The organism is Marinobacter salarius, assembly GCF_032922745.1.
GTDB lineage: Bacteria > Pseudomonadota > Gammaproteobacteria > Pseudomonadales > Oleiphilaceae > Marinobacter.
The window spans coordinates 1,558,684-1,584,191 of record NZ_CP136693.1; the positions used below are offsets into that span (position 1 = coordinate 1,558,684).

The following is a 25,508-nucleotide window of genomic DNA, read 5'->3' on the forward strand; positions in this document are numbered from 1 at the left end:
AGTGGCGGTACTAAAGAACTATTCCGGTGAAAACTGGCGGCTTTAGCATGGAGATAGGAAGACTGTTTCCCCGCAACGGATAAAAACAATGACCGTATACCGGAAGATTTCCCTCTTGATGCTGTCGGTTTTCCTCCTGGTCTACCTGCTTGGCGCGCTGCTATACACCCAGCAGGCCCGGCATGATGTCCAGCGCGAGCTCGATGGTGTTGCCGGCCTGGCACAGAACCTGGGGAGCCCCGCCGATCTTCCGGAATCTGTCGTCAGTAGCATGCGTCACCTGACCCCGGCGGCTGAAATGGAGTCCGGGACCGGCGGAGGAGTGCCAGCCTGGTTCTCGGCGATGATTGCCGGAGAATCGTCCCGGCCGGTGGTCAATGGCTGGCAGGTTGATCCCGCCGACGAGGTTGAAGAAATCTGGGAAGGGTTCCTGCTGATCTCGGGTGCCTATGCAATCGGTATGGGCCTGTGTTTCCTGGCACTGTTCGTGATGGTGCGGCGAGGCCTGCGCACGCTTGCCAGCCTGTCCGACGCCATGGGCGCGGTATCCGCGGGGCAGCTGACTTCCCGGCTACCGCGTCAGGGCGAGCAGGAACTGGATGCGCTGGTTTGCCGCTTCAATTCCATGGCCGGGGCGCTTGAGTCGGAGCAGCAGACCGTCAGCCGGCTGCTTAATGAACTGCTGCAGTTGCAGGATCGGGAACGGGAACACATCGCCCGGGTACTGCACGACGATCTGGGCCAGTACCTGACCGGCATTCGCGCCCAGGCCCGCAGTCTGCTCTACGATCCGGACCTGAGTGACCGGCAAAAGAAGCAGGCCAGGGATCTGGCGGAACACTGCGAGACCATTCAGAAACATTTCCGGCACCTGTTACAGGATCTGCATCCGCTGGTGATGGAGCAACTCGGTCTTGGCAGTGCAATCCGGCATCTGGCCGAGCAATGGCAACAGCTCAGCGGTCTGGAGTGCCGCCTGGCCATGGATGAGTGCCTGCCGGAATTTACCGGCGAACAGCAGACTCACCTGTACCGATTCCTGCAGGAAGCCCTGAACAATGTGTCCCGCCACGCCAACGCGTCCTGCGCCATGCTGGCGGTGGCTCGCAAAGACAACGAGCTGAGTATTGAGGTGCGTGATAACGGTGTTGGCAACGATCAGCTACCCGGCAATGCGGGTCTCGGCGTGCGCTCCATGTGTGAGCGGGCCCGCTGCCTGGGTGGCGAGGTCAGATTTCTGAGCAGGATGGGCGAGGGAACTCGCATTCGGCTTGCCATACCGCTCGCGCCGCTCAGCCCGAATACCGGAGGTGTGCTGTGAAACTGATGATTGTGGATGACCACCAGGTGGTCCGCCAGGGCATCGCCAATCTTTTGCGCTCGATGCTGCCGGCGGTGGCCATTACCGAAGTCGACAACGGTCAGGACGCGGTTGCCCGGTATGGCGAGTTGCGACCGGACGTGGTGCTGCTCGATATGGGCCTCCCCGACATCTCCGGTCTGGAAGTCGGGCGTCGGCTGCGCCAGCGCTGGCGTGGGGCGGCTATCCTGTTTTTTACCATGCACGATGAGCTACCGATGGTTAGGCAGGCCCTGGATGTTGGTGGTCTAGGATTTGTATCCAAGAGCTGCGCCCCCGAGGAGCTTGCAGAAGCCGTGAAGCGGGTTGCTGCAGGCCAGCCTTACATTGAGCACCCGATTGCCACCCGGTTGGCCATGAACCAGGAGCGGCCTGTGGATCATCGGCTCAGGGATATGACCCAGCGGGAGATGGAGGTATTGCTGATGTACGCCAGGGGCGAGAGTGTCGGCGGAATCGCCGAACGGTTGTGTGTCAGCAGTAAAACGGTTTCCAACCACCTGGCCGGCCTGAAAAACAAGCTTCAGGTGTCGTCATCCGTGGAGCTGATTCATCTGGCGGTGGATGCCGGTCTGATTCGTTATGGTCAGCTGGAGGAAGCGAGGCGGGTCTGAGCCCGCCCCGGGGTTACCAGTCAAAGGGGCAGGCCGTACAGCCCTCCATATAGGTGCCCTCAAAGGTTGCATAGTGGATTTGGGTTCCGGTCAGGTCCGCATCAGCCAGGTTGGCCAGCCCCAGCTTGGCCTCCTGAAGGTTTGCGCCCCTGAGGTTAGCCCCCTCCAGATTCGCCTTCGGTAGCCAGGAAATCTCGAAGCTGCTAAAGGGCATGGTGGCGTTAACCAGGGTGGCCCCGGAAAAACGGGAAAAGTCGAAGTTGGCACCGGTCAGGTCTGCCCCGGTGAAGTCCGCACCCTGGGCGAACAGATACTCGCCCTGCATCCCCTGTAATTGAGCATTCTTCAGCGACGCGCCGCGCATGCTGGCCCGGTAGACCTGAAGGCGGTAGCCGGTGACGTTGTCCAGGTTTGCCCCATCAAGGTTGGCCCCTCGCAGGCTGGTATGGCTCAGGTTGGCGCCAGACAGATTGGCACCGCGGAAGTTGGCGGAGCGCAGATCCATATTCGACAGATCCGCTCCCTGCAGGTCGGCGCCGGCACAGCTGGTATCCCGTTCCAGTTTGCAGCCGTTGATGACAGGGACTTGATCCAGGCCGGCCATGTAATCGCCGGCCAGTGCCGGTGCCATGAACAATAAAAGTGAGGTGGTAGCCAGAGGTCTCATGTTTTTCACTCCTGAATCTTGGCCGGAAAAAAGGGGCCTGGCGACCTGCCAAGCCCAGTCCGGAGGACAGTTAGCGGGAGGCCTGTGCCCAGGAAGGCATCTTGAAGACCCAGAATGACCCGCCCTGGGAGACAGGCTTGGTCAGCTCGGCCATGTCGCCGCCCCAGAGAGGAACCGCGCCGCCATAGCCGGAGGCAACCCCGATGTACTGCTCGCCGTCCATTTCCCAGGTGATGGGAGACGAGATGATTCCGGAGCCGGTCTGGAACTTCCAGAGTTCCTCCCCGGTTTCAGCATCGAAGGCCTTCAGGAAGCCGTCGCCGGTGCCGGTGAACACCAGGCCACCCTTGGTAGTCAGTACGCCGGCCCAGAGTGGTAACCGTTCCTTGTGCTCCCATTCGATCTCGCCGGTGAGCGGATTCATGGCGCGAAGGATGCCCACGTGGTCGTCATACATGCGCTTGATCCGGAAGCCCTGGCCCAGATAGGCGGCACCTTTCTTGTAGGTCACCTCTTCCGTCCAGTAATCCTCTTTCCAGTGGTTGGCGGGCACGTAGAACAGGCCGGTGTCCTGGCTGTAAGCCATGGGGTTCCAGTTCTTGCCGCCGAGGAAAGGTGGAGAGACTTCAATGGCCTCGCCACGGGTTTCACCCTCTGCTACAGGTGGCGGGCGCTGACCTTTTCTCTCCACAGGGCGGCCATCCTCACCAATGCGCTCGGCCCAGGTAATGTTGTCCACGAACGGAAAGCCTTTCTTGAATTCACCGTTTTCACGGTCGACCACATAAAAGAAACCGTTGCGGTCAGCATGGGCGGTTGCTTTGACAGTTTCGCCGTTCTCGTCGTATTCGAAGAGCACCAGTTCGTTGTTGCCGGAGAAATCCCAGGCATCGTTCGGCGTGTGCTGATAGAACCACTTCACTTCGCCAGTAGTGGGGTCTACACCCACCTGGCCGGAGGTGTACAGGTTGTCGTAGTCGGCAGGATCACCGCCGGGTGATGTGCGTTTCCAGGTGTTCCAGGGCGCGGGGTTACCGGCACCAATGATGATGGTATTGGTTTCCGCGTCGAAGCTGGCGCTTTGCCAGGGGGCACCACCGCCATGACTCCAGGCTTCCACCTTGCCGGTTTCGGTGTTGGGATCATCCGGCCAGCTGGGCGCGCGGGGGTCGCCGGTGGGCGTGCTTTTTTCGCCGTTCAGGCGGCCATAGTGGCCTTCAACGAACGGTCGCATCCAGACTTCTTCACCGGTATCCGGATCCCGGGCAAACAGCTTGCCGACCACGCCGAATTCATCCCCGGACGATCCGTGAATCAGCAGGACTTTGCCGGTCTCCTGATCTTTCACCAGAGTCGGAGCACCGGTCATGGTGTAGCCAGCTTCGTGGTCGGCGAATTTTTCACGCCATACGATGTCGCCGGTGTCCTTGTTGAGGGCAACGATGCCGGCGTCGAGGGTGCCAAAGAAAACCTTGTCGCCAAAAATGGCTGCGCCCCGGTTGACCACGTCACAGCAGGGACGGATGCCTTCTGGAAGGCGGTGGTTGTATTCCCAGAGTCGTTCACCGGTTTTTGCATCCAGGGCCCACAGGCGTGAGTAGGAGCCGGTCACGTAGATGACGCCGTCGTGGACCAGCGCCTGGGATTCCTGGCCCCGTTGCTTCTCATCGCCGAACGAGAATGACCAGGCCGGAACCAGGCGCTCGACGTTGTCCCGGTTGATCGTGGTCATCGGGCTGTACCGCTGGGCCTTGGGGCCAATGCCGTAGCCCAGCACGTTCTCGGTTGTTTGGGCATCGTTGGCGATATCTTCCCAGGTAACGTCTTTGGCACTGGCCTGGGCGGCCAGTCCTGCTGCTGACCCAAGAGCCAGGGCCAGTCCGATCCCGCGAAGCAGCGGGTGTTTGCGTGTTCTGATGTTCATAGTCTTTCCCCTTGGTTTTTGTTGTAACCATCGTCTTGCTCATGGCATCGACGCTTCGAGTATCGGCGCAGGCGATTCGCTGTGGCGACGGAAAAGTCCATCCCGGAATCGGGAAGTTGGCCTCAAAAACCGGGAAAACTTCCCGAAAAGGCTCCTTCTTCATGAAAAATGGAGGTTTTCAGGTTTTCAGGCCGGCATATCGTGCTTTGGCCTTCGCTCTGAGCGTTTACTACCAAGGAACTAAGCCAGAAACCCCAAAGTGGCATTCGGATTGGACAAGGGGATTCCTAGACTGGAGATCAGCAAGTTGGCAACTGACAAATCCAACAGCCAACCACGGGGAATCCAATAACAGAGGTAAGACCAATGGCAATGTCCTTTTCACTCAAAACCATCATGGCCGCGGCCATGCTTGGCCTGGCCGGTTTCGCTATTGCGCACGGCAATGTCACACCACAGGAAGTGGACACGGGCAATCTGCCGGAGCTGGGCGATGACGTCCGCATTGAGAATCCGTTCCGTGAAGGCAATGAATTCGGCGAGTTCAACGCCCAGGCGGTCAAGGTCGGCGAGAGTGCCTACGCTGGTAACTGTGCCGCCTGCCACGGTATCCGGGCGATGTCCGGCGGCCTGACACCGGATCTTCGCGAGCTGACCGAATGGGATGACGAGTACTACATCGGCCGGGTGATGAATGGTACCGACCGTGGCATGCCGTCCTGGAAAAAGAGCATGGACCAGAACGCCATGTGGGCAATCCGAACCTACGTGGAATCCCTGCCCAAGCCGGAGTGATGAGCACGGCTTCTAGCAAAACGAACGTCTGAATTCGGGTCGGCCCTGTGCCGGCCCTTCGTCGTTGAGAGAAAAGGTGGGAGAAAACAATGAAAATACTGTCTCGAATGCTTGCCCTGCTGCTGTTTGCCCAGGTTGTCCTTGCCCAGGAGGTAAACGACGGAAACGAACTCCTCAACCGGCCTGCGGATCGCACCTACGACATCATTCTGGAGTCCGGCTATCTGAAAGTGGGCGTTTATGAGAATTTTCCACCTTATTCCTACCAGGTTGATGGTGAGCCCCGAGGCATCGATATCGAACTCGGCCGCCGGATTGCCGAGGAAATGGGTGTTGAGTTCAAGGTGCACTGGATTATCCCGGATGAAAACCTGGGAGACGACTTGCGCAACAACGTCTGGAAAGGCCACTACCTGGCCAAACAGCGGCTTGCCGATGTGATGCTGCGGGTGCCCTACGACAAGACCTACGCCTACATGCAGGATTCCACCGGTGAGTACATCAACGAACAAGTCGTTCTGTTCGGCCCCTATCAGCAGGAAACCTGGCAGATTGCCTTCAGCCCGGAAAAAATCGACGGCGTCGACACGGTTGCCAAGTTCCAGTACCACCCCATTGGCGTGGAGATCGATACCCTGCCGGACTTCTACCTGAGTTCCGGTTTGCAGGGCCGCATGCGGGATCAGGTCAGGCATTACCCGAACGTTCGCAAGGCATTCAACGCCATGCGCGAGGGCACGGTCAGTGCCGTGATGGGGATGCGTGCCGAGATTGACCACGAACTGGGGCGCCCGGAAAACACCGGGTTACAACTGGCTGGTAACGGCTTTCCGGGTATTGGCAAGCAGGTGTGGGACGTGGGTATGGCCATCAAACACACCCATCGCCAGCTCGGTTATGCGATCGAAGCCATCATCGGTGAGCTGGTGAAATCCGGTGAGATGCAGTCCCTGTTTGCAGAGCTCGGTTTGCGATACAGCGTTCCCCAGTACTACAGGGAGTTTCTCAGCGAGGAGGCGTTGGCAAAAGCTGCAGGTCGTAATACCAAGTGATGAGAAAACCAGTGCCGGGGGGTAATTGTTGGTTCTTGCGTCAAAGCGAAGAATCTCTCCAGAGGCGGGAAAAGTTCCCGGTTCATCGAGAAACTGAAAACAAGAGACTTGGAGAGCGCAACCATGACATCGAACAGGTTAGGGATTCGCATTGCCGCCAGTGCCCTGGCGCTGGCCGTATCGTATGGGGCCCACGCGGTCACCGACGAAGACATCATGAACGATCACAAAACCCCCGGGGACATCGTCAGCTACGGTATGGGCACCCAGGGCCAGCGATACAGCGTTATTGACGACCTCAACACCAATAACGTGAAGTACCTGCAGCCCGTCTGGGCCTTTTCCTTTGGCAGCGAGAAAATGCGCGGCCAGGAATCCCAGCCACTGATCAAGGACGGCGTGATGTATGTGACCGCCTCCTATTCCCGTGTGTACGCCATTGACGCCAAAACCGGTGAGGAAATCTGGCAGTACGACGCGCGTCTGCCTGACGGCATCATGCCCTGTTGTGACGTTGTTAACCGTGGTGTTGCCCTGTACGACGATAAGGTCATCTTCGGCACCCTGGATGCCAAACTTGTCGCCCTGAACAAAGACACCGGCAAGCCCATGTGGATCAAAAAGGTCGCCGACTATCAGGCTGGTTATGCCATTACCGCGGCACCGATTGTTGTCAAAGGCAACGTCATTACCGGGGTGTCCGGTGGTGAGTTCGGTGTTGTAGGTAAGGTGGAAGCCTACGATGCCAACACCGGCGAACTGGTGTGGATGCGCCCAACCGTCGAAGGACACATGGGCTATGTCTACAAAGAGGGCAAGGCCATCGAGAACGGTATCTCCGGTGGCAAAGCCGGACAGACCTGGCCCGGTGATATGTGGAAGAACGGCGGTGCTGCGCCCTGGTTGGGGGGCACCTATGACCAGGACACCGATTCCCTGTTCTTCGGAACCGGTAACCCGGCACCCTGGAACTCACACCTGCGCCCTGGCGACAACCTGTTCTCATCCTCGCGGGTGGCAATCGATCCGGACGATGGCAGTATCAAATGGCACTTCCAGACCACGCCTCATGATGGCTGGGACTACGATGGTGTCAACGAGCTGATTTCGTTCGATTACAAAGAAAAGGGCAAAACCGTGAAAGCGGCGGCAACCGCTGACCGTAACGGCTTCTTCTACGTTCTGAACCGTGAGAACGGCGACTTTATCCGCGGCTTCCCATTCGTGGACAAGATCACCTGGGCTGAAGGCCTTGATCCGAAGACCGGTCGTCCGATCTTCAAGGACGGTGGCCGCCCGGGCGATCCTTCCGCAATGGAGGGAAGTAAAGGTGAAGTTGTTGTTGCCCAGCCGGCGTTCCTTGGCGGCAAGAACTGGATGCCCATGGCTTATAGCCAGGACACCGGGCTTTTTTATGTGCCGTCCAATGAATGGTCCATGGATATCTGGAACGAGCCAGTTTCCTACAAGAAAGGCGCGGCTTTCTTGGGTGCGGGCTTTACCATCAAGCCAGCTAATGACGATTACATCGGCGTGCTCCGTGCCATGGACCCAAAGACCGGCAAGGAAGTCTGGCGTTATGAAAACACCGCTCCGCTGTGGGGTGGTGTGATGACAACCGCTGGCAACCTTGTCTTCACTGGTACGCCCGAAGGCTATCTGAAGGCTTTTGACGCCAAGACCGGCGAAGAGCTGTACAAGTTCAACACCGGTTCCGGCGTTGTGGGTACGCCTGTCACCTGGACCATGGACGGCGAGCAGTATGTCTCTGTGGCCTCTGGCTGGGGTGGGGCGGTTCCGCTCTGGGGTGGTGAAGTCGCCAAGGTGGTAAAGGACTTCAACCAGGGCGGTATGGTCTGGACGTTCAAGCTGCCGAAGGATCGTGTTGCGAGCAACTGATTCGACGATAGAACGGCCATTGTTCGTTCGATGGGGGCTGCCGGAAGGCAGCCCTTTTTGTCTGCGCAAGCGCTAGATTGTCGTAGTCCCCGCTTATCTACTACCAAGGGATGAGTTTTTCCCCTCTATCGAATCATTCACCTAACCGCTTTGGGGGTCTACATTGAATAGGTAAACGCGCAAGGCCGCGTTGTCCTGCGACAAACACAACAAGAGGTCGAGACCATGATCTACGCACAACCTGGTAAGGAAGGCTCCGTCGTCTCCTTCAAACCCCGTTATGAGAACTACATTGGCGGCGAGTGGGTCGCCCCGGTCAAGGGTCAGTATTTTGAGAACATCACGCCGGTGACCGGCGATGTCATCTGTGAAATTCCCCGCTCCTCGGCCGAAGATATTGATGTGGCTCTGGATGCCGCCCATAAGGCCGCGCCATCCTGGGGAAAGACGTCGACCACCGAGCGCTCCAATATCCTGCTGAAAATTGCCGACCGTATCGAGCAGAACGTTGAAATGCTGTCGGTCGCCGAAACCTGGGATAACGGCAAAGCCGTTCGCGAGACGTTGAACGCCGACATTCCTTTGGCGGTTGACCACTTCCGTTACTTTGCCGGTTGTATCCGTGCCCAGGAAGATACGTCCAGCGCCATCGACAACAATACCGTGGCCTATCATTACCATGAGCCGCTGGGTGTTGTGGGCCAGATCATTCCCTGGAACTTCCCTTTGCTGATGGCTGTGTGGAAGCTGGCGCCCTGCCTGGCGGCTGGTAACTGCACGGTGATGAAGCCGGCAGAGCAGACGCCCGCCAGTATCCTGATCCTGATGGATCTGATTGGCGACCTACTGCCACCGGGCGTGGTTAACATCGTCAACGGCTACGGCATTGAAGCAGGTCAGGCACTGGCCAGCAGCAAGCGTATTGCCAAGATCGCCTTCACCGGCTCTACACCGGTGGGTTCCCACATTCTCAAGTGCGCGGCCGAGAATATTATTCCGTCCACGGTGGAGCTGGGTGGTAAGTCCCCCAATATCTATTTCTCCGATGTGATGAAAGCCGAGCCCGAGTTTATCGACAAGTGTGTGGAAGGCCTGGTGCTGGCGTTCTTCAACCAGGGTGAGGTCTGTACCTGTCCGTCCCGTGCGCTGGTACAGGAAGACATGTACGACGAGTTCATGGCCAAGGTTGTTGAACGCACGAAGTCCATCAAGCGTGGCAACCCGCTCGATACCGATGTGCAGGTCGGCGCTCAGGCCAGCAAGGAGCAGTTCGACAAGATCATGTCCTACCTCGAAATCGGCAAGCAGGAAGGCGCGGAAGTGCTGACCGGCGGTGGCCGTGAGGAAATGGACGATGCCTATAACAATGGCTTCTACGTTCAGCCCACGCTGTTCAAAGGCAAGAACAACATGCGTGTGTTCCAGGAGGAAATCTTTGGTCCGGTGGTGGGTGTAACCACCTTCAAGGACGAGGAAGAAGCCCTGGCCATCGCCAACGACACTGAGTTCGGTCTGGGTGCCGGCCTCTGGACCCGCGACATCAACCGTGCCTATCGCATGGGCCGCGCCATCCAGGCAGGCCGCGTATGGACCAACTGTTATCACCAGTACCCAGCGCACGCTGCCTTCGGTGGTTACAAGAAGTCCGGTGTTGGCCGCGAGAACCACAAGATGGCGCTGGATCATTACCAGCAGACCAAGAACCTGCTGGTCAGCTACGACATCAACCCGCTGGGATTCTTCTAAGCCCGCCAATGACTGTAGTGCCCGGGCCCTCCCACACAGGCCCGGTGGCGAGTCAGCACATGGATGTGCACATTCCTTCCCGGTGTCTGACCGGGGCGCATCTCTACCGGGTTGTAGTTGACTGGTGGGGATGGATGGGTCTTCCTGCCAGTTTTAGGTCCTTCCCAGGGCCTTTTTTTGTGTCTGAGCCGGTGCTCACCGGAATGGGCCGAAAGGATGAGTTTCGCGGCCTGGATCGAGCGGAAATCAGTGCCAAAGTACCATATTGGCCTTTTCGGGGACTGGGTAGGATTGAGAGTGAGTTACCGGGCAACCGGTTAACGGATCCTCAATGCCACAACAATCATCACAAGAGGTAAGCGTTATGTGGACCAAACCAGCCTATGAAGACCTGCGGATCGGCTTCGAAGTCACCATGTACTTCGCCAACCGCTGAGAAGTAATGGCCAGCCTCGTGCGCTGGCCATTTTGCTTCTGGAGTTTCTGTCATGCAGATTCGTATCCTCGGTTCCGCCGCCGGCGGAGGGTTTCCCCAATGGAACTGCAATTGCGCCAACTGTGATGGCTTCCGCAAAGGTACCCTGAACGCCAGCGCACGTACCCAGTCGTCCATAGCAATCAGCGAAGACGGCGTGCACTGGATTCTCTGTAACGCCTCTCCTGACATTCGTGCTCAACTTGCAAGCTTTGATGCCATGCAGCCGGCGCGTGCGCTTCGGGATACCGGAATTAACGCGGTGTTGCTGTGCGACAGCCAGGTGGATCACACCACCGGTTTGCTGATGTTGCGCGAGGGGTTGCCCCTGGACGTGTGGTGTACCGCCCAGGTTCATGAAGATCTGAGCAGCGGCTTTCCACTGTTTCGCATGCTCACCCATTGGAACGGTGGCCCCCAGTGGCATGAAGTACCCTGTACCGACCAACAGTCTTTTTCCATTCCCTGCGCCCCGGCGTTGCGGTTGACGGCCATTCCGTTACTCAGTAATGCGCCGCCGTATTCACCGCGCAGGAATAATCCCCACCCGGGTGACAACATTGGGCTTTTCATAGAAGACACCCGCAGTGGTGAAACCGTCATGTACGCCCCGGGGCTCGGGCAGCCCGATGAGCAGATTCTGCAGTGGATGCGCAAAGCCGACACGCTGCTGGTGGATGGTACCGTTTGGCGCGACGATGAAATGTTGCGCTGCGAGGTGGGTACCCGCACCGGCCAGGAAATGGGGCATCTTGCCCAGAGTGGCCCCGGCGGCATGATCGACGTGCTGGATGCCATGCCAGCGCGCAGGAAAATTCTTATCCATATCAACAATACCAACCCGATCCTGGACGAGGATTCGCCTGAACGGGCCCTGCTGACCAGGCATGGCATTGAGGTGTCGTTTGACGGCATGCATCTGCATATGGAGGTGCCCCTGTGAACGCAATCGCTACAACCGTCATGAATCGCGGGGATTTTGAGCAGGCCCTGCGGGCAAAAGGCCAGTACTATCACATCCACCATCCGTACCATAAAGCCATGTACGGCGGTGACTGCACCCCGGAGCAGATTCGTGGCTGGGTCGCCAACCGTTACTACTATCAGATCAACATCCCCCGCAAGGACGCGGCGATCATGGCCAACTGCCCGGATGCCTCGGTGCGCCGGTTGTGGCTCCAAAGAGTACTGGATCACGATGGCCACAGTGACGACGAAGGCGGTATCGAGGCCTGGCTGAGTCTGGCGGAAGCCGTAGGGTTAACTCGGGACGAGGTCATCGACCAGCGCCACGTGTTGCCGGGTGTGCGGTTTGCGGTTGATGCGTACCTGAACTTTGCCCGACGGGCGACCTGGCAGGAAGCGGCCTGTTCCTCCCTGACGGAACTGTTTGCGCCGGAGATTCACCAGTCCCGGCTCGATAGCTGGCCTCAGCACTATCCCTGGATCCAGACCGATGGTTATGGCTATTTCCGCAAGCGGTTGTCGGAGGCGCGCCGTGACGTGGAGCATGGTTTGACGATTACCCTGGATCACTTCACCACCGCGGCACAGCAGGCCCGTGCCCTGGAAATCCTTCAATTCAAACTGGATATCTTATGGTCTATGTTGGATGCCCTGACTATGGCTTATCAGCACCGCACGCCGCCGTACCACACCGTAACCAGCCAGCCAGTCTGGCACCGGGGGGTGTAGTGGTCACGCTCATGGAGCGCACCCCGCGCCTTCGCCCGGGGTTCCGTTTCCAGTGGGAGCCGGCCCAAAACGCCCATGTGCTGTTGTATCCCGAAGGTATGGTGCGGTTGAACGACAGTGCCGGGGCGGTGCTGAAGGAAGTGGATGGCCAGCGCACGGTGGCCGATATTGTCGCTATCCTGGAACAGCAGTTCCCCGATGCGGGATCCCTGGCAAACGATGTCAGTGATTTCCTCAAGGACGCCGAACAGCAGCACTGGATACTGTTTCCATGAGTCAGCACGACACCATGCCGGCGGGCGATCGCCCTGGTATTGGTCCGCCCCTATGGCTGCTGGCGGAACTGACCTACCGATGCCCGCTGCAATGCCCATATTGTTCCAACCCACTGGATTTTGCGCAGACCCAGCAGGAACTGACCACCGAAGAGTGGGTCAGGGTGCTGCGCCAGGGACGTGAGATGGGAGCCGCCCAACTGGGCTTTTCCGGCGGCGAACCGCTGGTGCGCCAGGACCTGCCGGAGCTGATCTCAGAGGCCAGGCATCTGGGCTATTACACCAATTTGATAACCTCCGGCCTGGGGCTCACCGAGGCCAAGGTAAACGCTTTCCGCGACGCCGGGCTGGACCATATCCAGGTCAGTTTCCAGGCCTCAGACCCGGAACTGAACAACGCCGTGGCCGGCTCACGCAAGGCTTTCGAGCAGAAGCTGGCCATGGCCCGTGCGGTAAAAGAGGCGGGTTACCCCATGGTGCTCAACTTCGTGATCCATCGCCACAACATCCATCAGATGAACGACATAATCAGCCTCTGTGACCGTTTGGGAGCGGACTACGTGGAGCTGGCCACCTGCCAGTACTACGGTTGGGCCTTCGAGAACCGGGAGGGGCTGATGCCCTCCAGGGCGCAGTTGGAAAAGGCGGAGGCTGAGGTCAACCGCTATCGTCAACGTCTGGCAGACGACGGATCGGCGATGAAGCTGATCTTTGTCACACCGGACTATTACGAAGAGCGGCCAAAAGCTTGCATGAATGGGTGGGGCAGCCTGTTCCTCACCGTAGCGCCAGACGGCACCGCGTTGCCCTGCCACAGTGCTCGCCTGTTGCCGATTGAGTTTCCCAATGTACGGGATTCCTCGCTACACTCCATCTGGTATGACAGCCCGGGTTTCAACCATTACCGGGGTGACAGCTGGATGCCAGAGCCGTGCCGGTCCTGCGACGAAAAAGGAAAGGATTTCGGCGGCTGCCGATGCCAGGCCTACCTGCTGACCGGTAATGCCGACAACGCCGACCCGGTTTGTAGTAAATCACCCCATCATGACCGCATCCTCGCCGCCCGCCAGGCGGCGGACCACGCCACCGCCGGGCTGGAGGAGCTGACCTATCGCAACACCAACAACTCCCGGTTGTTCTTCCGGAGCTGATGCCTGGAATCGGCCCCGATCTCCGTCGCTCTCAGCTGAACGGGCTTCTGCGGCGTTTACCCAGCGAGGATGGGTGGCTGCCAGTCAGGCCGGTGTATTCTGGCTGGAGTTCGACCCTGACAGCGGTCACAACCTGCTCCGAAAAATGGGTAACGAGAGCCCTCAATGGGCTTCTCCTCCGACTTTTGGTATTCGCAGTCAGGTCAATGGTTACGGCGGAGGTGCGCTGTGCGCCGGGCACGACACGGTGTACGCAGTTGAGGCATCCCAACAGCAGATCCATCGTATCGATCCTGTTACGGGCGCCACAAACGCCGTAACACAGGATACGGGCGCCAGCTTCGGTGGGCTGGTATGGGACTCGCTTCATCACCGCACCCTGGCCGTACGTGAACGTTCGGGTTGTCAGCAGTTGGTGGCGGTTCGAGACTACAACGAGATTGTGCCCCTGCACGACAGCGAGGATTTTTACAGCGCACCGGCGCTCTCCGCCAGCGGTGAACGCATGGCATGGGTTTGTTGGTCGTTACCGGATATGCCCTGGGTGAGATCCGTTCTGTGGACCGCGGATGTTAATGAAGACGGTATGTTGGTTCGCGCCCGTTGTTGGCCCACATCACAAGAAGGCAGCGTGCAGCAGCCTGTGTTCGATGGTGAAACGCTGTACGTGCTGTCGGACCACGAAGGATGGTGGCAGACCTGGTGCGTTTCATGGCCAGATGAACAGGCCAAATGGACTTGTCTGGACTCGACAGCAGCGGATCACGCGAGCGCCCCCTGGCAATTGGGCGAACGCCATTTTTGCCCGTTGGGGCAGGGTGGTTGGGCCTGGGCACGCTACGTAAATGGGGTTGGGGAGCTATGGCTGAAGCGTTCCGCCGGTTCATCGCCCGCGAGAGTTGCGCCGGACTTCAACGACTTTCGGCATATGACGGCCTCCGATGGCCAGCTTTATTGTATTGCCCGATCGGCAACCCGGCTCGACTCGGTATTGGCGGTGGATCTGGCAACCAAGCGGGTCCGCCTGCTAGCCGGGGGCGAAGCGCCGTTCGCTGATACGCCTATCGTTGCGCCAGCGCCTTTCAAGATGCCGCCATCGAATGGGGGGCAGGAGGAGATGGGTGGGTTCTGGTATCCGCCCGTCGGTGGCTCGTCTGAAAACAACCCACCGCCATTGATCCTGATCGCTCACGGTGGGCCCACGTCGACGGCCTGGCCGGTCTTCAATCCGCAGGTCCAGTTCTGGTGCCACCATGGCTTTGCGGTCGCCGATGTCAATTATCGCGGCAGCGCGGGATTTGGCCGCCGCTTTCGCATGGCACTCGCTGGCAACTGGGGCCAGTCCGATGTGGAGGACATGGAGCGGGCAGCGGACCACCTGGTAGCCACTGGCCGGGCAGACGCCAGCCGGCTGTTTGTACAGGGCCGTAGCTCTGGTGGATATACCGCGTTGATGGCGATGATTCGCAGTACACGATTCCGGGCCGGAGCGAGCCTGTTTGGTGTTAGCGATCCGGCCCGTCTGAGGGAGGTGACGCACCGATTCGAGTCAGGCTACCTGGACTGGCTGTTGGGTGCGCCGAGTGATTATCCTGAGCGCTGGCATAAGCGCACACCCGTTCAGCAGGCGCATCGCATCCGGAGGCCGATGATCTTTTTTCAGGGTGGCCAGGATCGTGTGGTCGTGCCCGAGCAGACCCGGGAAATGGTACGAGTTCTGGAGCAGAACGCGCAGCCAGTGGAGCTCTGGTGGTTTGAGGATGAAGGGCACGGTTTCCGGCAGCGGAAAAACCAGGTCGCCCTGTTGGAAAACCTGCTCACTTTCTACTGTCGAAATAGCCAAAAGTGGAATGATGGCGGGTAACGCTTAAGGTAAACTCAGGGTCTATACAATAACAACAGCAACACTGAAGAGAGCGCCCATGAGCTACGACATTTCTGCCCTGCGCAAGTTTGTGTCCCCCGAGATTGTCTTTGGTGCCGGCTCACGCAAGGCGGTAGCCAACTTCGCCAGCAACGTTGGTGCCCGCCACGTGTTCCTGGTGTCGGACCCAGGTGTGGAGAAGGCTGGCTGGGTTGCAGAGATCATGGACATCCTGGTGACAGCCGGGCTTCGTGTCACTGTTTTTACCGGTGTTTCTGCCAATCCGAAAGTGGATGAAGTCATGGCCGGGGCAGAGCTGTACAAATCCAATGAGTGTGACGTCATTGTCGCCATTGGTGGCGGCAGCCCCATGGACTGCGCCAAGGGCATCGGCATCGTCAGCGCCCATGGCCGGAACATTCTCGAGTTTGAGGGTGTGGACACCATTACCTCGCCGTCGCCGCCAATGATCCTGATCCCTACCACGGCCGGCACGTCCGCCGATGTGTCCCAGTTCGCGATCATTTCCGACCCGGACCGACGCTTCAAGTTCTCCATAATCAGCAAGGCGGTAGTGCCGGATGTATCGCTGATCGACCCGGAAGTGACGGAAACCATGGACGCCTACCTGACGGCCTGTACCGGGGTGGATGCCATGGTGCATGCTATTGAGGCCTATGTGTCCACAGGTAGTGGGCCGCTCACTGATACCAACGCCCTGGAAGCGATTCGGCTGATCAATCGCCATCTGGAACCGCTGGTCTTGAACACCGCCAACGTGCACTTGCGGGAGCAGATCATGCTGGCCTCCATGCAGGCCGGCCTGGCGTTTTCCAATGCCATTCTGGGGGCGGTGCATGCCATGTCCCATAGTCTGGGCGGGTACCTTGATTTGCCCCACGGACTTTGCAACGCCTTGCTGCTGGAACACGTTGTGGCCTACAACTACACCTCGGCCGAGGATCGATTCCGGCGGGTGGCGGAGGCCATGGATATCGACACCCGCGGCATGTCGAAACCGGTGATCAAACAGCGCCTGATGGGGCGAATCATCACGTTGAAACAGGCCGTGGGGCTGGAGGCCAAACTTGGCAAACTGGGCGTGACCACATCTGACATCCCTTACCTGTCGGGCTTCGCGCTGCAGGACCCATGCATCCTGACCAATCCCCGCAAGTCCTCACGCCGTGACGTCGAAGTTGTTTATGAAGAAGCCCTCTGATTCCAACGACGCTGACTACGACATCGGCGATCTGCTCGGCCTTGGCAGCCAGTCGGTACGCAAGAATTACTACCCGGCACTGCAGCAACGGATCGATGAACTGGAAAACGAGCGCAACCGCTACAAATGGCTTTTTGAAAACGCCCTTCATGGCATCTTCCAGGCCAATCTCCGCGGTGGCTTTGTGGCCGTCAATCCGGCCATGGCGCGGATTTGCGGCTACGACAGCGCCGAGGCCTTGGTGGCCGGGGTTATCCGCTTGCGCGAACAGCTATTCTGCAGTTCTGGTGAGTTTGATGCCATCCGACAGGAGTTGCTGGACAACGGCAGCCTCAGTGCAAGGGAAACCCGGCTCAGACGCGCGGACAATACGCCAGTGCAGGTGGCAATCACGTTGTTGCGGCGGCCAGACCTCGGTCCGGAAGTGGTGGAGGCCTTTGTCGCCGATATCACCGAGCGCCACCAGGCGCGAGAAGAGTTGCGCCAGCTCAACGCGGATCTGGAACGCCGTGTGGAGGAGCGCACCGAAGAGCTGCAGAACGCCAACGTGGTGCTGCGTTACCAGATCGAGCAGCGCGAACGGGTGGAGCGGGAGTTGGTGGTGGCTGTAGAGGCCGCCAAGGAGGCCAATGAGAGCAAAGACAAGTACCTCGCGGCGGCCAGTCATGATTTACTGCAACCCCTGAATGCGGCCAGGTTACTGGTGTCCGCCCTGATGGACAGCGATCTGCCTGCGGACGAGAATCGACTTGTTCAGCGTGTGCAGCGGTCTTTGGAAAGTGCCGAGGATCTGCTGGCGGATCTTCTGGATATATCCAAACTGGACCAGAAGGCCATGCGACCGGACTTTGTCCATGCCGACATTGGCGAACTGATGCGGGGACTGGCCCAGGAATTCGAACCGGTGGCTGAGAACGCGGAACTGCACTTCCGGGTACGCTCAGGCGCAGGTTACGTGCGTACTGACCCGCGAATGCTGACACGGATCCTCCGTAACCTGTTGAGCAACGCGTTTCGCTACACCCGTGAAGGTGGCGTTCTGTTTGCTGCCCGCAAGCGTGGTCCCAACCTGGAAATCGGGGTGTGGGATACGGGCGTGGGTATCGAGCAGGAAAAGCTGGAGGATATCTTCCGGGAGTTTCACCAGATACTGCCCAAGGGCGGTGGCCGCCAGGGGGTGGGCCTGGGATTGGCGATCGTTGAGCGAATGGCGAGGGTATTGGCCTGCGACATCCGTGTGGATTCACATCATGGCAAAGGCTCTTGCTTCAGTGTTCTCATTCCCCTGGCACGCTTCACCGAAGCGCCTGCCAGCGGCCAGATAGGGGAACCTTTGGTAGCAGCACCTGCGTTCTTTGACGGGCTGCGTGTTCTGGTGATCGATAACGAAGAGCCGGTGCAGGAAAGTATGCGAGTCTTGTTGGAGCGTTGGGGTTGTATGGTCACTACGGCGGGGAGTGCGGAGGATGCCGTGGCGCATTGCAGTGGCACCGATATCATCCTCGCCGATTTCCACCTGGATGAGAACCTGACGGGTTGTCAGGCGGTGTACGCGGTTCGGCGTCACTTTGGTCATGATATACCGGCCGCCATCATTACCGCTGATCGCAGCGATGAAACACGCCGGCTCATCAGTGCACAGTATCTGCCTGTGCTCAACAAGCCGGTCAAGCCCAACCGTCTTCGGGCGCTGGTATCCAGTCTTGCCACATCCCTGAACTCAGAATCGCAATGACGGTCTACACTTTATTCTGTCAATGTTCGTTTTGTCAGGAGAGTGTGCCATGTCCGTTCCGGAAAACGCCCTTACCAATCACGAAGTGACTGTTTGCCTATCTGGCGGTGCCGTCCTCGGGCCCTTCAACGCCACCTGGTCGAGGGACGAGGGAGGAGACGTGCGGGAGCTGGTGCGGGAGTATGACGGTTTCCTTCAGGGGGAGAAGCAACATCGCTTCAAGTTTCACCTTCACGACACCTATACCAACACAGTTCATACCCTGATCCTGAATTTTGATCAGGTTACCGGCATTTGCGACCATGTCAGACTGAAGTCACCGCCAAACGGGTGAGCCTCAATGCCTGTGAACAGAGGAGGATGTCATGATGAATTTCAGGACTGAAAAAGACAGCCTGGGCGAAGTGCGCGTTCCTGAAGAGGCTCTTTGGGGCGCACAGACCCAGAGGGCCGTAGAGAATTTTCCGGTAAGTGGCTTGCCGATGCCATCGGCATTCATTGCGGCGGTGGTAAGAGTGAAGCAGGCAGCCGCAGATGCCAACGCCAGCCTCGGTTTATTGGATAACGATCTGAGGGATGCCATTGTGGTGGCCGGCGATCGCCTGATAAATGGTGAATTCGCTGACCAGTTTCCCATAGATCGTTACCAGACGGGGTCGGGCACCAGCACTAACATGAATGTGAACGAGGTCATCGCAGCCCTGGCAGCAAGGGAGGATGTCGAGATTCACCCCAACGATCACGTCAACATGAGCCAGAGTTCCAACGACGTGATCCCGACGGCCATTCATGTCAGTGCCTTGGCAGGCATTTACGAGCGTTTGATTCCGGCGCTGACCCACCTGTGCGGGGTTATCTACGAGCGTGAGGCGTTGTTTGCGAATCAGGTTAAAACCGGCCGTACTCACCTGATGGATGCCATGCCGGTCACCCTGGGGCAGGAGTTGAGAACCTGGCGAGAGCAATTGCTTGCCGCGGAAAAACGGCTTGAGGCCGCGGCTGATGACTTACTCGCGGTACCCCAGGGCGGGACTGCCGTGGGAACTGGGGTGAATGCACTGGAAGAATTTCCAGGGCAGTTCATCAAGTTCCTCACCGCCAATACGGGTTACCATTTCCGCTCCCTGGAACATAAATTCGTGGGGCAGAGTGCCATCGACGCGCCCGTGGCCCTGTCGTCCCAACTGCGTGGGCTGGCCATCGTACTGACCAAGATCGCCAATGACCTGCGCTGGATGAACAGTGGGCCGATTCATGGCCTGGCGGAAATCAGCCTGCCGGCCCTACAGCCGGGCAGCAGCATCATGCCAGGCAAGGTCAACCCGGTGATTCCGGAGTCGGTAGCCATGGTCGGGGCCCAGGTGATGGGGCTGGACAGCACCGTTGCCATGGCAGGACAGTCGGGCAATTTCCAGTTGAATGTGATGTTACCGCTGGTAGGCGCGAACCTCTTGGACATGATCGAACTGCTGACCAATGCCTCGACCATGCTCGGTGACAAGGCAATTCGGGATTTCACGGTGAATACCGATCATCTGGATGCCGCAGTCGGCAAAAATCCAGTGTTGGTCACCGCATTGAACCCCGAAATCGGTTACAGCTTGGCGTCCGATATTGCCAAGGAAGCCTATCAGAGCGGCCGACCGGTGATTGACGTGGCGGAAGAGCGCAGTGGACTTGACCGGAAACGGCTGGAGGAACTGATGGACCCGCTGAAGCTGACCAAAGGCGGGCTTGCCTGATAGTAACCGCCGAACGGGCGGTCCTGACGGAGACTGAGCCGATTGCTGATTTTTATCGAGCTCTTTGTGATGCTGGTGCTGGCGAATGGCGTACCGGTGCTTGCCGCCCGGCTGCTTGGCCGGCGCTGGTCGGCCCCTATTGATGGCGGCCGGCTATGGCGGGACGGACAGCCGGTGTTGGGGCCAAGCAAAACCTGGCGGGGTGTCGTATCCGGTGCGCTGGCGTGCAGCCTGTTTGCGTGGATCACCGGGATAGGGGTCGTATTTGGCCTGGCTTTCGGCGTGCTGGGGCTGACCGGCGATGTCATCAGCAGTTTCATCAAGCGCCGTGCAGGGCTCGCCTCAAGTGCCCGGGCCGTTGGGCTTGACCAGATCCCCGAAGCCTTGTTGCCGATGATCCTGGCATGGCCCTGGCTGGGGCTGAGCTGGTTCACGGTGGTGGTGGTGGTCGTGCTGTTTACCTTGGCCAATATCCTGCTGTCGCCCCTGCTATACCGCCTGGGTATTCGCCATCAGCCGCACTAAGCCCCGAACTCAGTCCGGGCCTCGCGTAAGGGTGTGTATGGTCACTTCCGGCGGGCAATTCAGGCGCACATTGACCACCGACGTGCCTGCGCCGGGTGAGGTGTAGCCCTGCATACCGTTGCGGCGCCAGTAACCACGGCCGAGTTCTCTGGGACAATCGGAATCCAGGGTCACGGGGACGCCTCCGGGCAGGCAGATCTGGCCGCCGTGGGTGTGGCCGCACAGAAAAATGTCGTAGCCCGCATGCGCAGCCTCGCGCCAGATTTCCGGTGTGTGGCTCAGCAAAACGCTGATGCCACCCGGGGGTATCTGGTCTCCTGCCCGGTGCAGGTTGTGAACCTTGTAGAAATGGGCATCGTCCACTCCCGCCAGATAGAGCTTGTCCTCTCCCTGCTGGAGCTCGATATGCTCGTTCATCAGCAGGTGATAGCCCATGTCCTCAAGGCCAGGAACCATGCGTACGCTGTCGTGATTGCCCAGTACAGCGTAGGCTTTGCCGCGAATAGCGTCCCGCAGCCTTGCCATACCGTCCATGGCATTGTCGATCGGCCCCCAGGTGAGGCGACGGTAGTCCCCGGTGAGCACGCACACATCGTACTCAAGGGGCTCGATTTGACGGATTACGGCCTGCAGGTTGGCTTCATCCATATCCACGTGGAGGTCGGTAAGGTGCAGTATGCGAAAGCCTTCGAAGGCAGAGGGCAGGCCGGGGATGTGGAACTGATTGTGGGCGGTATCCAGCCGGCGGCTATTATGTTGGCCTCTCCGGAACAAGCCCGTCAGCTTCAGGCACGCACTGATGAAGCGTGGTGCGGAGGTTATGTTTTCAAGATGGAACGACTGGTGGCCCGGCCCGAACACGCGAGCTTCCGCTTCCCGTTCGATACCCAGGCGCTGGCGCGCGTGTACCGGGCCAAGGCGGAGGCTCAGGCGATACTCCAGGAGTTCATCCTGATTGTCTGGTGTATGGGCCCGGGCGGTCATTGCTGGTCCTGTTGGTTGTTGGAAACGTTACCTGTCACGATCCGGTCAACCCGTCCTTTCATTATGGTCGGGACTGGGAGTGATGCAACCGGAGCGTCATAATGTTCATCATTCTTAACACACGTTGCCACGATTAAGAGCGTTCCATGACCAAGGATACATACGCCGGGGCCTTGCCAGCCTGGCACATTTTCCTGTTGTTTCTGCGTCTTGGCCTGACGTCCTTCGGCGGTCCGGCGGCCCATTTGGGGTTTTTCCATGACGAATTCGTAAAGCGCCGGCGATGGTTGTCAGACGACGCCTATGGCGAGGTAGTGGCATTGTGTCAGCTATTGCCTGGACCTGCCTCCAGCCAGGTGGGGTTAACCCTGGGGTTTCTTCAGAGGGGCTATAGTGGTGGCGCTGCGGCCTGGCTTGGCTTTACCCTGCCATCGGCACTATTGATGACGCTGTTTGCGCTCGGCCTTGGCCTGTGGCCGGACGCAGGGCAGGGTGGCTGGATAACCGGCCTTAAGTTGTTTGTGGTCGCCGTGGTTGCCCAGGCGGTTTGGCAAATGGGCAAAACCCTGTGCCCGGATGCTCCGCGCCTGTCGATTGCCGTGGTGGTCGCGGTTGTCCTGCTGATGGCGGGCGCGGCCTGGATGCAGATACTCGTCCTGCTCGCAGCCGGTGCGGTGGGTGCTGCAATGCAACTGCCGCAAAAGCGCGTGGAAGAGTCATTGACCATACCGGTTCAAACCGGGCGGCCTATGATGTTCCTGGTGGCATTTTCAGTGCTGCTGTTGATGGCATTCGTTCCCCTGGTATCCGGCTCCCTGGCCTGGATCTGGTCTGAGCTCTATCGCGCGGGGGCCCTGGTGTTCGGGGGTGGTCATGTGGTGTTGCCCTGGCTGCAGGAGGGGTTTGTGGCGCCCGGACACCTGTCGGCGGATACCTTCCTGGCCGGTTACGGCGTCGCACAGGCCATGCCCGGACCACTCTTCACTTTCTCAGCGTTTTTGGGTGGTGTCGAGAGTGGGTGGACCGGTGCCGCCGTGGCTGTGGTCGCTGTTTTCCTGCCGGGAACCCTGCTGGTATTTGCCGGTCTACCCCTGTGGTCGTACATTCGTAGCCATTCAGTTGCACGGGCGGCCCTGGCCGGGGTGAATGCCGGCGTTGTCGGGCTTCTGCTGGCGGCGCTGTATGATCCGGTATGGACCTCAGCCGTACACGATGCAGGGGGAATTGCGTTTGTCCTGCTGGCCTGGGTTTCCCTGGCGATATGGAAGGTGCCGGTCTGGATACTGGCACCCGGCAGTGCGCTGGTGGGCTTGCTGGTTTTCTGATGCCCCAGAGTGGGGGTAGCTAAAACCGGTCAGGAAGGCCACACTTGGATATTGGAAAACTAAATGAACGGTAATGATTCAGAGGCAGAGGTTGATTATGTCCACATCCTGCACAATTCCGGGCTTGAACGTACCGAAAAGTCGCTTTCCGGAGCCTGAAAGTGATTTGCCAGCCGGCGATAACCGCGAGCAAAGGGTCGTGCTTGGCGGTGGCTGTTTCTGGTGTGTGGAAGCCGTTTTCCTGGCGGTGAACGGCGTTAGCCGGGTGGAATCCGGCTATGCCGGGGGCAGAGCGGATACCGCCAACTATGAAGCAGTGTGCAGCGGCCAGACCGGGCACGCGGAAGTGGTGGATGTTCATTACGACCCGCAGACCGTCAGCTTCGGGGAAATCCTGAAGGTATTCTTCTCAGTGGCCCACGACCCAACCCAGCTTAACCGGCAGGGAAACGACCGTGGCACCCAATACCGGTCCGCCATTTTTTACGAGAATGACGAACAGAAACAGGTGGCAGAGGCCTACATTCGCCAACTGAATTCGTTGGGCGTTTATGATAATTCTCTGGTGACGACCCTGGAGCCGTTGGATGCCTTTTATCCGGCGGAAGACTATCACCAGAATTTTGCCGCACGGAATCCACACCAGCCCTACATCATGGCTGTTGCGGCACCAAAGATGGAAAAGCTTGTGGACACGTTCGGTGACCAGCTCAAGCCTGGTTACACCGACAACAATATTGCCTGAGGAGGCTGCTATGAGCGTTTCTGCTGCAGGTTATGACCTGACCCCGCTAACGCCACAACAAGTGGACGAAAAGGCCGCGGGCCTGACTGACGAGGAGCGCCGCGTGTTGCTGGATCATGGCACCGAGCGGCCATTTTGCGGCACCTTGTTGGACAACAAGAACGCAGGCGCCTATTACTGCCGGTTGTGCGAATTGCCGCTGTTCAGTTCCGACTCCAAGTTCGATTCCGGTACCGGTTGGCCGAGTTTTTTTCAGCCCTTTGACACCGACCACATCCGCTATATTGAAGACAACAGCATGGGAATGGCTCGCACGGAGATCCGCTGCCCGCGTTGTGACAGCCATCTTGGGCACGTGTTTCCAGATGGGCCACCACCAACCGGCCAGCGCTACTGCCTGAATTCGGTGGCGATGGTGTTCAGGGAGAACCAGGCCTGATTGGCCTGGTCAGCGGATCACTGTTGACACCAGATAGCTGGTGTAGCAAACGTACACAATCAACAGCAGCAGGCCGTCCGGTCGCCCGATGGTCCGGGACTTACCGGTCAGCCCAAAGCTCATCAACAGAAGCCCGACGGTGAGGGCCGTCATCAGGGTCCAGTCGCGGTAAAGCACTTCCATATCCACGGTCAGGGGCTCAATGGTCGCAGCAAGACCAACCACGGCGAGGGTGTTGAAAATGCCAGACCCCACGATGTTGCCGAGTATCAGGTCGTGCTCGTTTTTCTTGACGGCCGCCAGCGCAGAGGCCAGTTCCGGCAGAGAGGTACCGATGGCAACGATCGTCAACCCGATGATCAGGTCACTGACGCCCAGGCCCTGGGCAATAAACACCGCTCCCCAGACCAGCATGCGCGAGCTCACCAGCAGAAGCACCAAGCCGACAACCAGCCACATCACGGCTATTTTCAGTGGCATCGGGTGGGCAACCAGTTCGGAGTCGGTCTCGCCGATCAACGAGTCCCCCTTGCCCTGGATGCCTTGATAGATGGACCAGCCCATGACGGCTGCGAACACACCAAGCAGCACCCAACCGTCGAGTCGGGTCAGTTTGCCATCAATCAACTGGTAGCCGGCGATGGCCGTCAGAACCAGCAGCAGCGGAAGTTCCTTTCGAATCACCTGAGAATGGACCGCAATAGGGGCGATCACTGCAGTAAGGCCGACGATCACCGCAATATTGGTGATGTTGGAGCCATAGGCGTTGCCCAGCGCGAGCCCCGGATTGCCATCGAGTGCGGCCATGGCTGACACGGCCAGTTCAGGCGCAGAGGTGCCGAATCCGATTATCACCATACCAATCAGCAGCGATGGCATACCGAGGTGTTTGGCGGTGGCCGCCGCGCCTTCAATGAAGCGGTCTGCGCTCCAGACAAGTAAAATCAGACCAGCGATGATTGCTGCGATTGCCAAAAGCATAAAGGGTGCCCTGTTGGTGTAAGCCGCACGGTATGAGACTAAAGTGGCGGTGATATCGTTGAGCGCAGACGTGAGAATGTAACAAAGATCGTCCGGCGAGCGCATTTTAAACGTTTGACCTACGCACGGCCACCGTTGGTAAATGAAATCAGCACGTTGGTCCTTGCCATATGCGCCGGCGCACTCAGCCCGAGGCGGGTTCCGGTCGGAAGTCAGTTGCTAATCGCAATTTATTATCCGGTCAAAAAGCGGGATAATCGCGCCGCAACTTCAAAACCCCTCTACTGATCGTG

General features: G+C 58.8%; 24 protein-coding genes. 20 read left to right on the forward strand and 4 right to left on the reverse strand.

Annotated elements, in window-relative coordinates; translation table 11 throughout:
* Positions 1–88 precede the first annotated feature (88 nt).
* Together R1T46_RS07175 and R1T46_RS07180 are read left to right on the forward strand one after the other, a co-directional pair.
* Positions 89–1,321, forward strand: a complete 1,233-nt coding sequence (locus R1T46_RS07175; protein WP_317307840.1) for a histidine kinase — start codon at positions 89–91, stop codon at positions 1,319–1,321.
* Positions 1,318–1,974, forward strand: coding sequence for a response regulator transcription factor (locus R1T46_RS07180; RefSeq protein ID WP_092030413.1), 657 nt, complete (start codon positions 1,318–1,320; stop codon positions 1,972–1,974). Before R1T46_RS07175 ends, R1T46_RS07180 begins: the two co-directional genes overlap by 4 nt.
* Positions 1,975–1,987: 13 nt before the next feature.
* Here the strand turns inward: R1T46_RS07180 and R1T46_RS07185 are convergent, their stop codons facing one another.
* Both R1T46_RS07185 and R1T46_RS07190 read right to left on the reverse strand, forming a co-directional pair.
* Positions 1,988–2,641, reverse strand: coding sequence for a pentapeptide repeat-containing protein (locus R1T46_RS07185; RefSeq protein WP_317307841.1), 654 nt, complete (start codon positions 2,639–2,641; stop codon positions 1,988–1,990).
* Positions 2,642–2,711: 70 nt separating this feature from the next.
* Complete coding sequence (locus tag R1T46_RS07190) at positions 2,712–4,565, reverse strand: methanol/ethanol family PQQ-dependent dehydrogenase (RefSeq protein ID WP_317307842.1); 1,854 nt, start codon at positions 4,563–4,565, stop codon at positions 2,712–2,714.
* A gap of 366 nt (positions 4,566–4,931) precedes the next feature.
* On the opposite strand from R1T46_RS07190, the gene pedF reads away from it, so the two are divergent.
* From pedF to R1T46_RS07265, 15 genes are all read left to right on the forward strand, one after another.
* The gene (pedF, locus tag R1T46_RS07195; RefSeq protein WP_064229926.1) at positions 4,932–5,360 is read left to right on the forward strand and encodes a cytochrome c-550 PedF; all 429 of its coding nucleotides are present in this window, start codon (positions 4,932–4,934) and stop codon (positions 5,358–5,360) included.
* 89 nt (positions 5,361–5,449) lie between these two features.
* Positions 5,450–6,412, forward strand: a complete 963-nt coding sequence (locus R1T46_RS07200) for a substrate-binding periplasmic protein (protein WP_317307843.1) — start codon at positions 5,450–5,452, stop codon at positions 6,410–6,412.
* Between the two features lie 123 nt (positions 6,413–6,535).
* Positions 6,536–8,311 carry a PQQ-dependent methanol/ethanol family dehydrogenase gene (locus tag R1T46_RS07205; protein ID WP_317307844.1) on the forward strand — a complete coding sequence of 592 codons (1,776 nt, stop codon included), beginning with the start codon at positions 6,536–6,538 and terminating at the stop codon, positions 8,309–8,311.
* Between the two features lie 225 nt (positions 8,312–8,536).
* Entirely contained in the window at positions 8,537–10,057 is a 1,521-nt protein-coding gene (locus R1T46_RS07210; RefSeq protein WP_286749684.1) for an aldehyde dehydrogenase family protein, read from the forward strand.
* Positions 10,058–10,421: 364 nt separating this feature from the next.
* Positions 10,422–10,493 carry a pyrroloquinoline quinone precursor peptide PqqA gene (gene pqqA / locus R1T46_RS07215; RefSeq protein ID WP_007153157.1) on the forward strand — a complete coding sequence of 24 codons (72 nt, stop codon included), beginning with the start codon at positions 10,422–10,424 and terminating at the stop codon, positions 10,491–10,493.
* Positions 10,494–10,545: 52 nt separating this feature from the next.
* Entirely contained in the window at positions 10,546–11,475 is a 930-nt protein-coding gene (gene pqqB, locus R1T46_RS07220) for a pyrroloquinoline quinone biosynthesis protein PqqB (protein ID WP_286749683.1), read from the forward strand.
* 20 nt (positions 11,476–11,495) lie between these two features.
* Complete coding sequence (gene pqqC, locus R1T46_RS07225; protein ID WP_178380755.1) at positions 11,496–12,227, forward strand: pyrroloquinoline-quinone synthase PqqC; 732 nt, start codon at positions 11,496–11,498, stop codon at positions 12,225–12,227.
* An 11-nt stretch (positions 12,228–12,238) separates the two neighbouring features.
* Positions 12,239–12,502 carry a pyrroloquinoline quinone biosynthesis peptide chaperone PqqD gene (gene pqqD, locus R1T46_RS07230; protein WP_075194481.1) on the forward strand — a complete coding sequence of 88 codons (264 nt, stop codon included), beginning with the start codon at positions 12,239–12,241 and terminating at the stop codon, positions 12,500–12,502.
* Complete coding sequence (gene pqqE / locus R1T46_RS07235; RefSeq protein WP_286749682.1) at positions 12,499–13,653, forward strand: pyrroloquinoline quinone biosynthesis protein PqqE; 1,155 nt, start codon at positions 12,499–12,501, stop codon at positions 13,651–13,653. Before pqqD ends, pqqE begins: the two co-directional genes overlap by 4 nt.
* A 73-nt stretch (positions 13,654–13,726) precedes the next feature.
* Positions 13,727–15,517: a prolyl oligopeptidase family serine peptidase gene (locus R1T46_RS07240; protein ID WP_317307845.1), complete on the forward strand. Its 1,791-nt coding sequence runs from the start codon at positions 13,727–13,729 to the stop codon at positions 15,515–15,517.
* A 58-nt stretch (positions 15,518–15,575) separates the two neighbouring features.
* On the forward strand, positions 15,576–16,739 hold the full coding sequence (gene ercA / locus R1T46_RS07245) for an alcohol dehydrogenase-like regulatory protein ErcA (protein WP_036206008.1): 1,164 nt from the start codon (positions 15,576–15,578) through the stop codon (positions 16,737–16,739).
* Complete coding sequence (locus R1T46_RS07250) at positions 16,723–18,474, forward strand: ATP-binding protein (protein WP_317307846.1); 1,752 nt, start codon at positions 16,723–16,725, stop codon at positions 18,472–18,474. The genes ercA and R1T46_RS07250 overlap by 17 nt, the downstream gene beginning before the upstream one ends.
* A gap of 49 nt (positions 18,475–18,523) precedes the next feature.
* Positions 18,524–18,808: a hypothetical protein gene (locus R1T46_RS07255; RefSeq protein WP_036206012.1), complete on the forward strand. Its 285-nt coding sequence runs from the start codon at positions 18,524–18,526 to the stop codon at positions 18,806–18,808.
* 31 nt (positions 18,809–18,839) lie between these two features.
* Positions 18,840–20,216, forward strand: coding sequence for a class II fumarate hydratase (locus R1T46_RS07260; RefSeq protein ID WP_317307847.1), 1,377 nt, complete (start codon positions 18,840–18,842; stop codon positions 20,214–20,216).
* A 42-nt stretch (positions 20,217–20,258) separates the two neighbouring features.
* Positions 20,259–20,741, forward strand: coding sequence for a CDP-archaeol synthase (locus R1T46_RS07265; protein WP_036206015.1), 483 nt, complete (start codon positions 20,259–20,261; stop codon positions 20,739–20,741).
* 9 nt (positions 20,742–20,750) lie between these two features.
* Here the strand turns inward: R1T46_RS07265 and R1T46_RS07270 are convergent, their stop codons facing one another.
* Positions 20,751–21,725, reverse strand: coding sequence for a metallophosphoesterase (locus R1T46_RS07270; protein WP_317307848.1), 975 nt, complete (start codon positions 21,723–21,725; stop codon positions 20,751–20,753).
* 146 nt (positions 21,726–21,871) lie between these two features.
* On the opposite strand from R1T46_RS07270, the gene chrA reads away from it, so the two are divergent.
* The 3 genes from chrA to msrB all read left to right on the forward strand — a co-directional run bounded on the left by chrA (position 21,872) and on the right by msrB (position 24,234).
* On the forward strand, positions 21,872–23,050 hold the full coding sequence (gene chrA / locus R1T46_RS07275; protein WP_317307849.1) for a chromate efflux transporter: 1,179 nt from the start codon (positions 21,872–21,874) through the stop codon (positions 23,048–23,050).
* 97 nt (positions 23,051–23,147) lie between these two features.
* Complete coding sequence (msrA, locus tag R1T46_RS07280) at positions 23,148–23,795, forward strand: peptide-methionine (S)-S-oxide reductase MsrA (protein WP_317307850.1); 648 nt, start codon at positions 23,148–23,150, stop codon at positions 23,793–23,795.
* A 10-nt stretch (positions 23,796–23,805) separates the two neighbouring features.
* Positions 23,806–24,234: a peptide-methionine (R)-S-oxide reductase MsrB gene (gene msrB, locus R1T46_RS07285; RefSeq protein WP_041335269.1), complete on the forward strand. Its 429-nt coding sequence runs from the start codon at positions 23,806–23,808 to the stop codon at positions 24,232–24,234.
* A 9-nt stretch (positions 24,235–24,243) separates the two neighbouring features.
* On the opposite strand, the gene R1T46_RS07290 is transcribed toward msrB, so the two are convergent.
* The gene (locus tag R1T46_RS07290) at positions 24,244–25,215 is read right to left on the reverse strand and encodes a calcium/sodium antiporter (protein WP_317307851.1); all 972 of its coding nucleotides are present in this window, start codon (positions 25,213–25,215) and stop codon (positions 24,244–24,246) included.
* Positions 25,216–25,508: the final 293 nt, after the last annotated feature.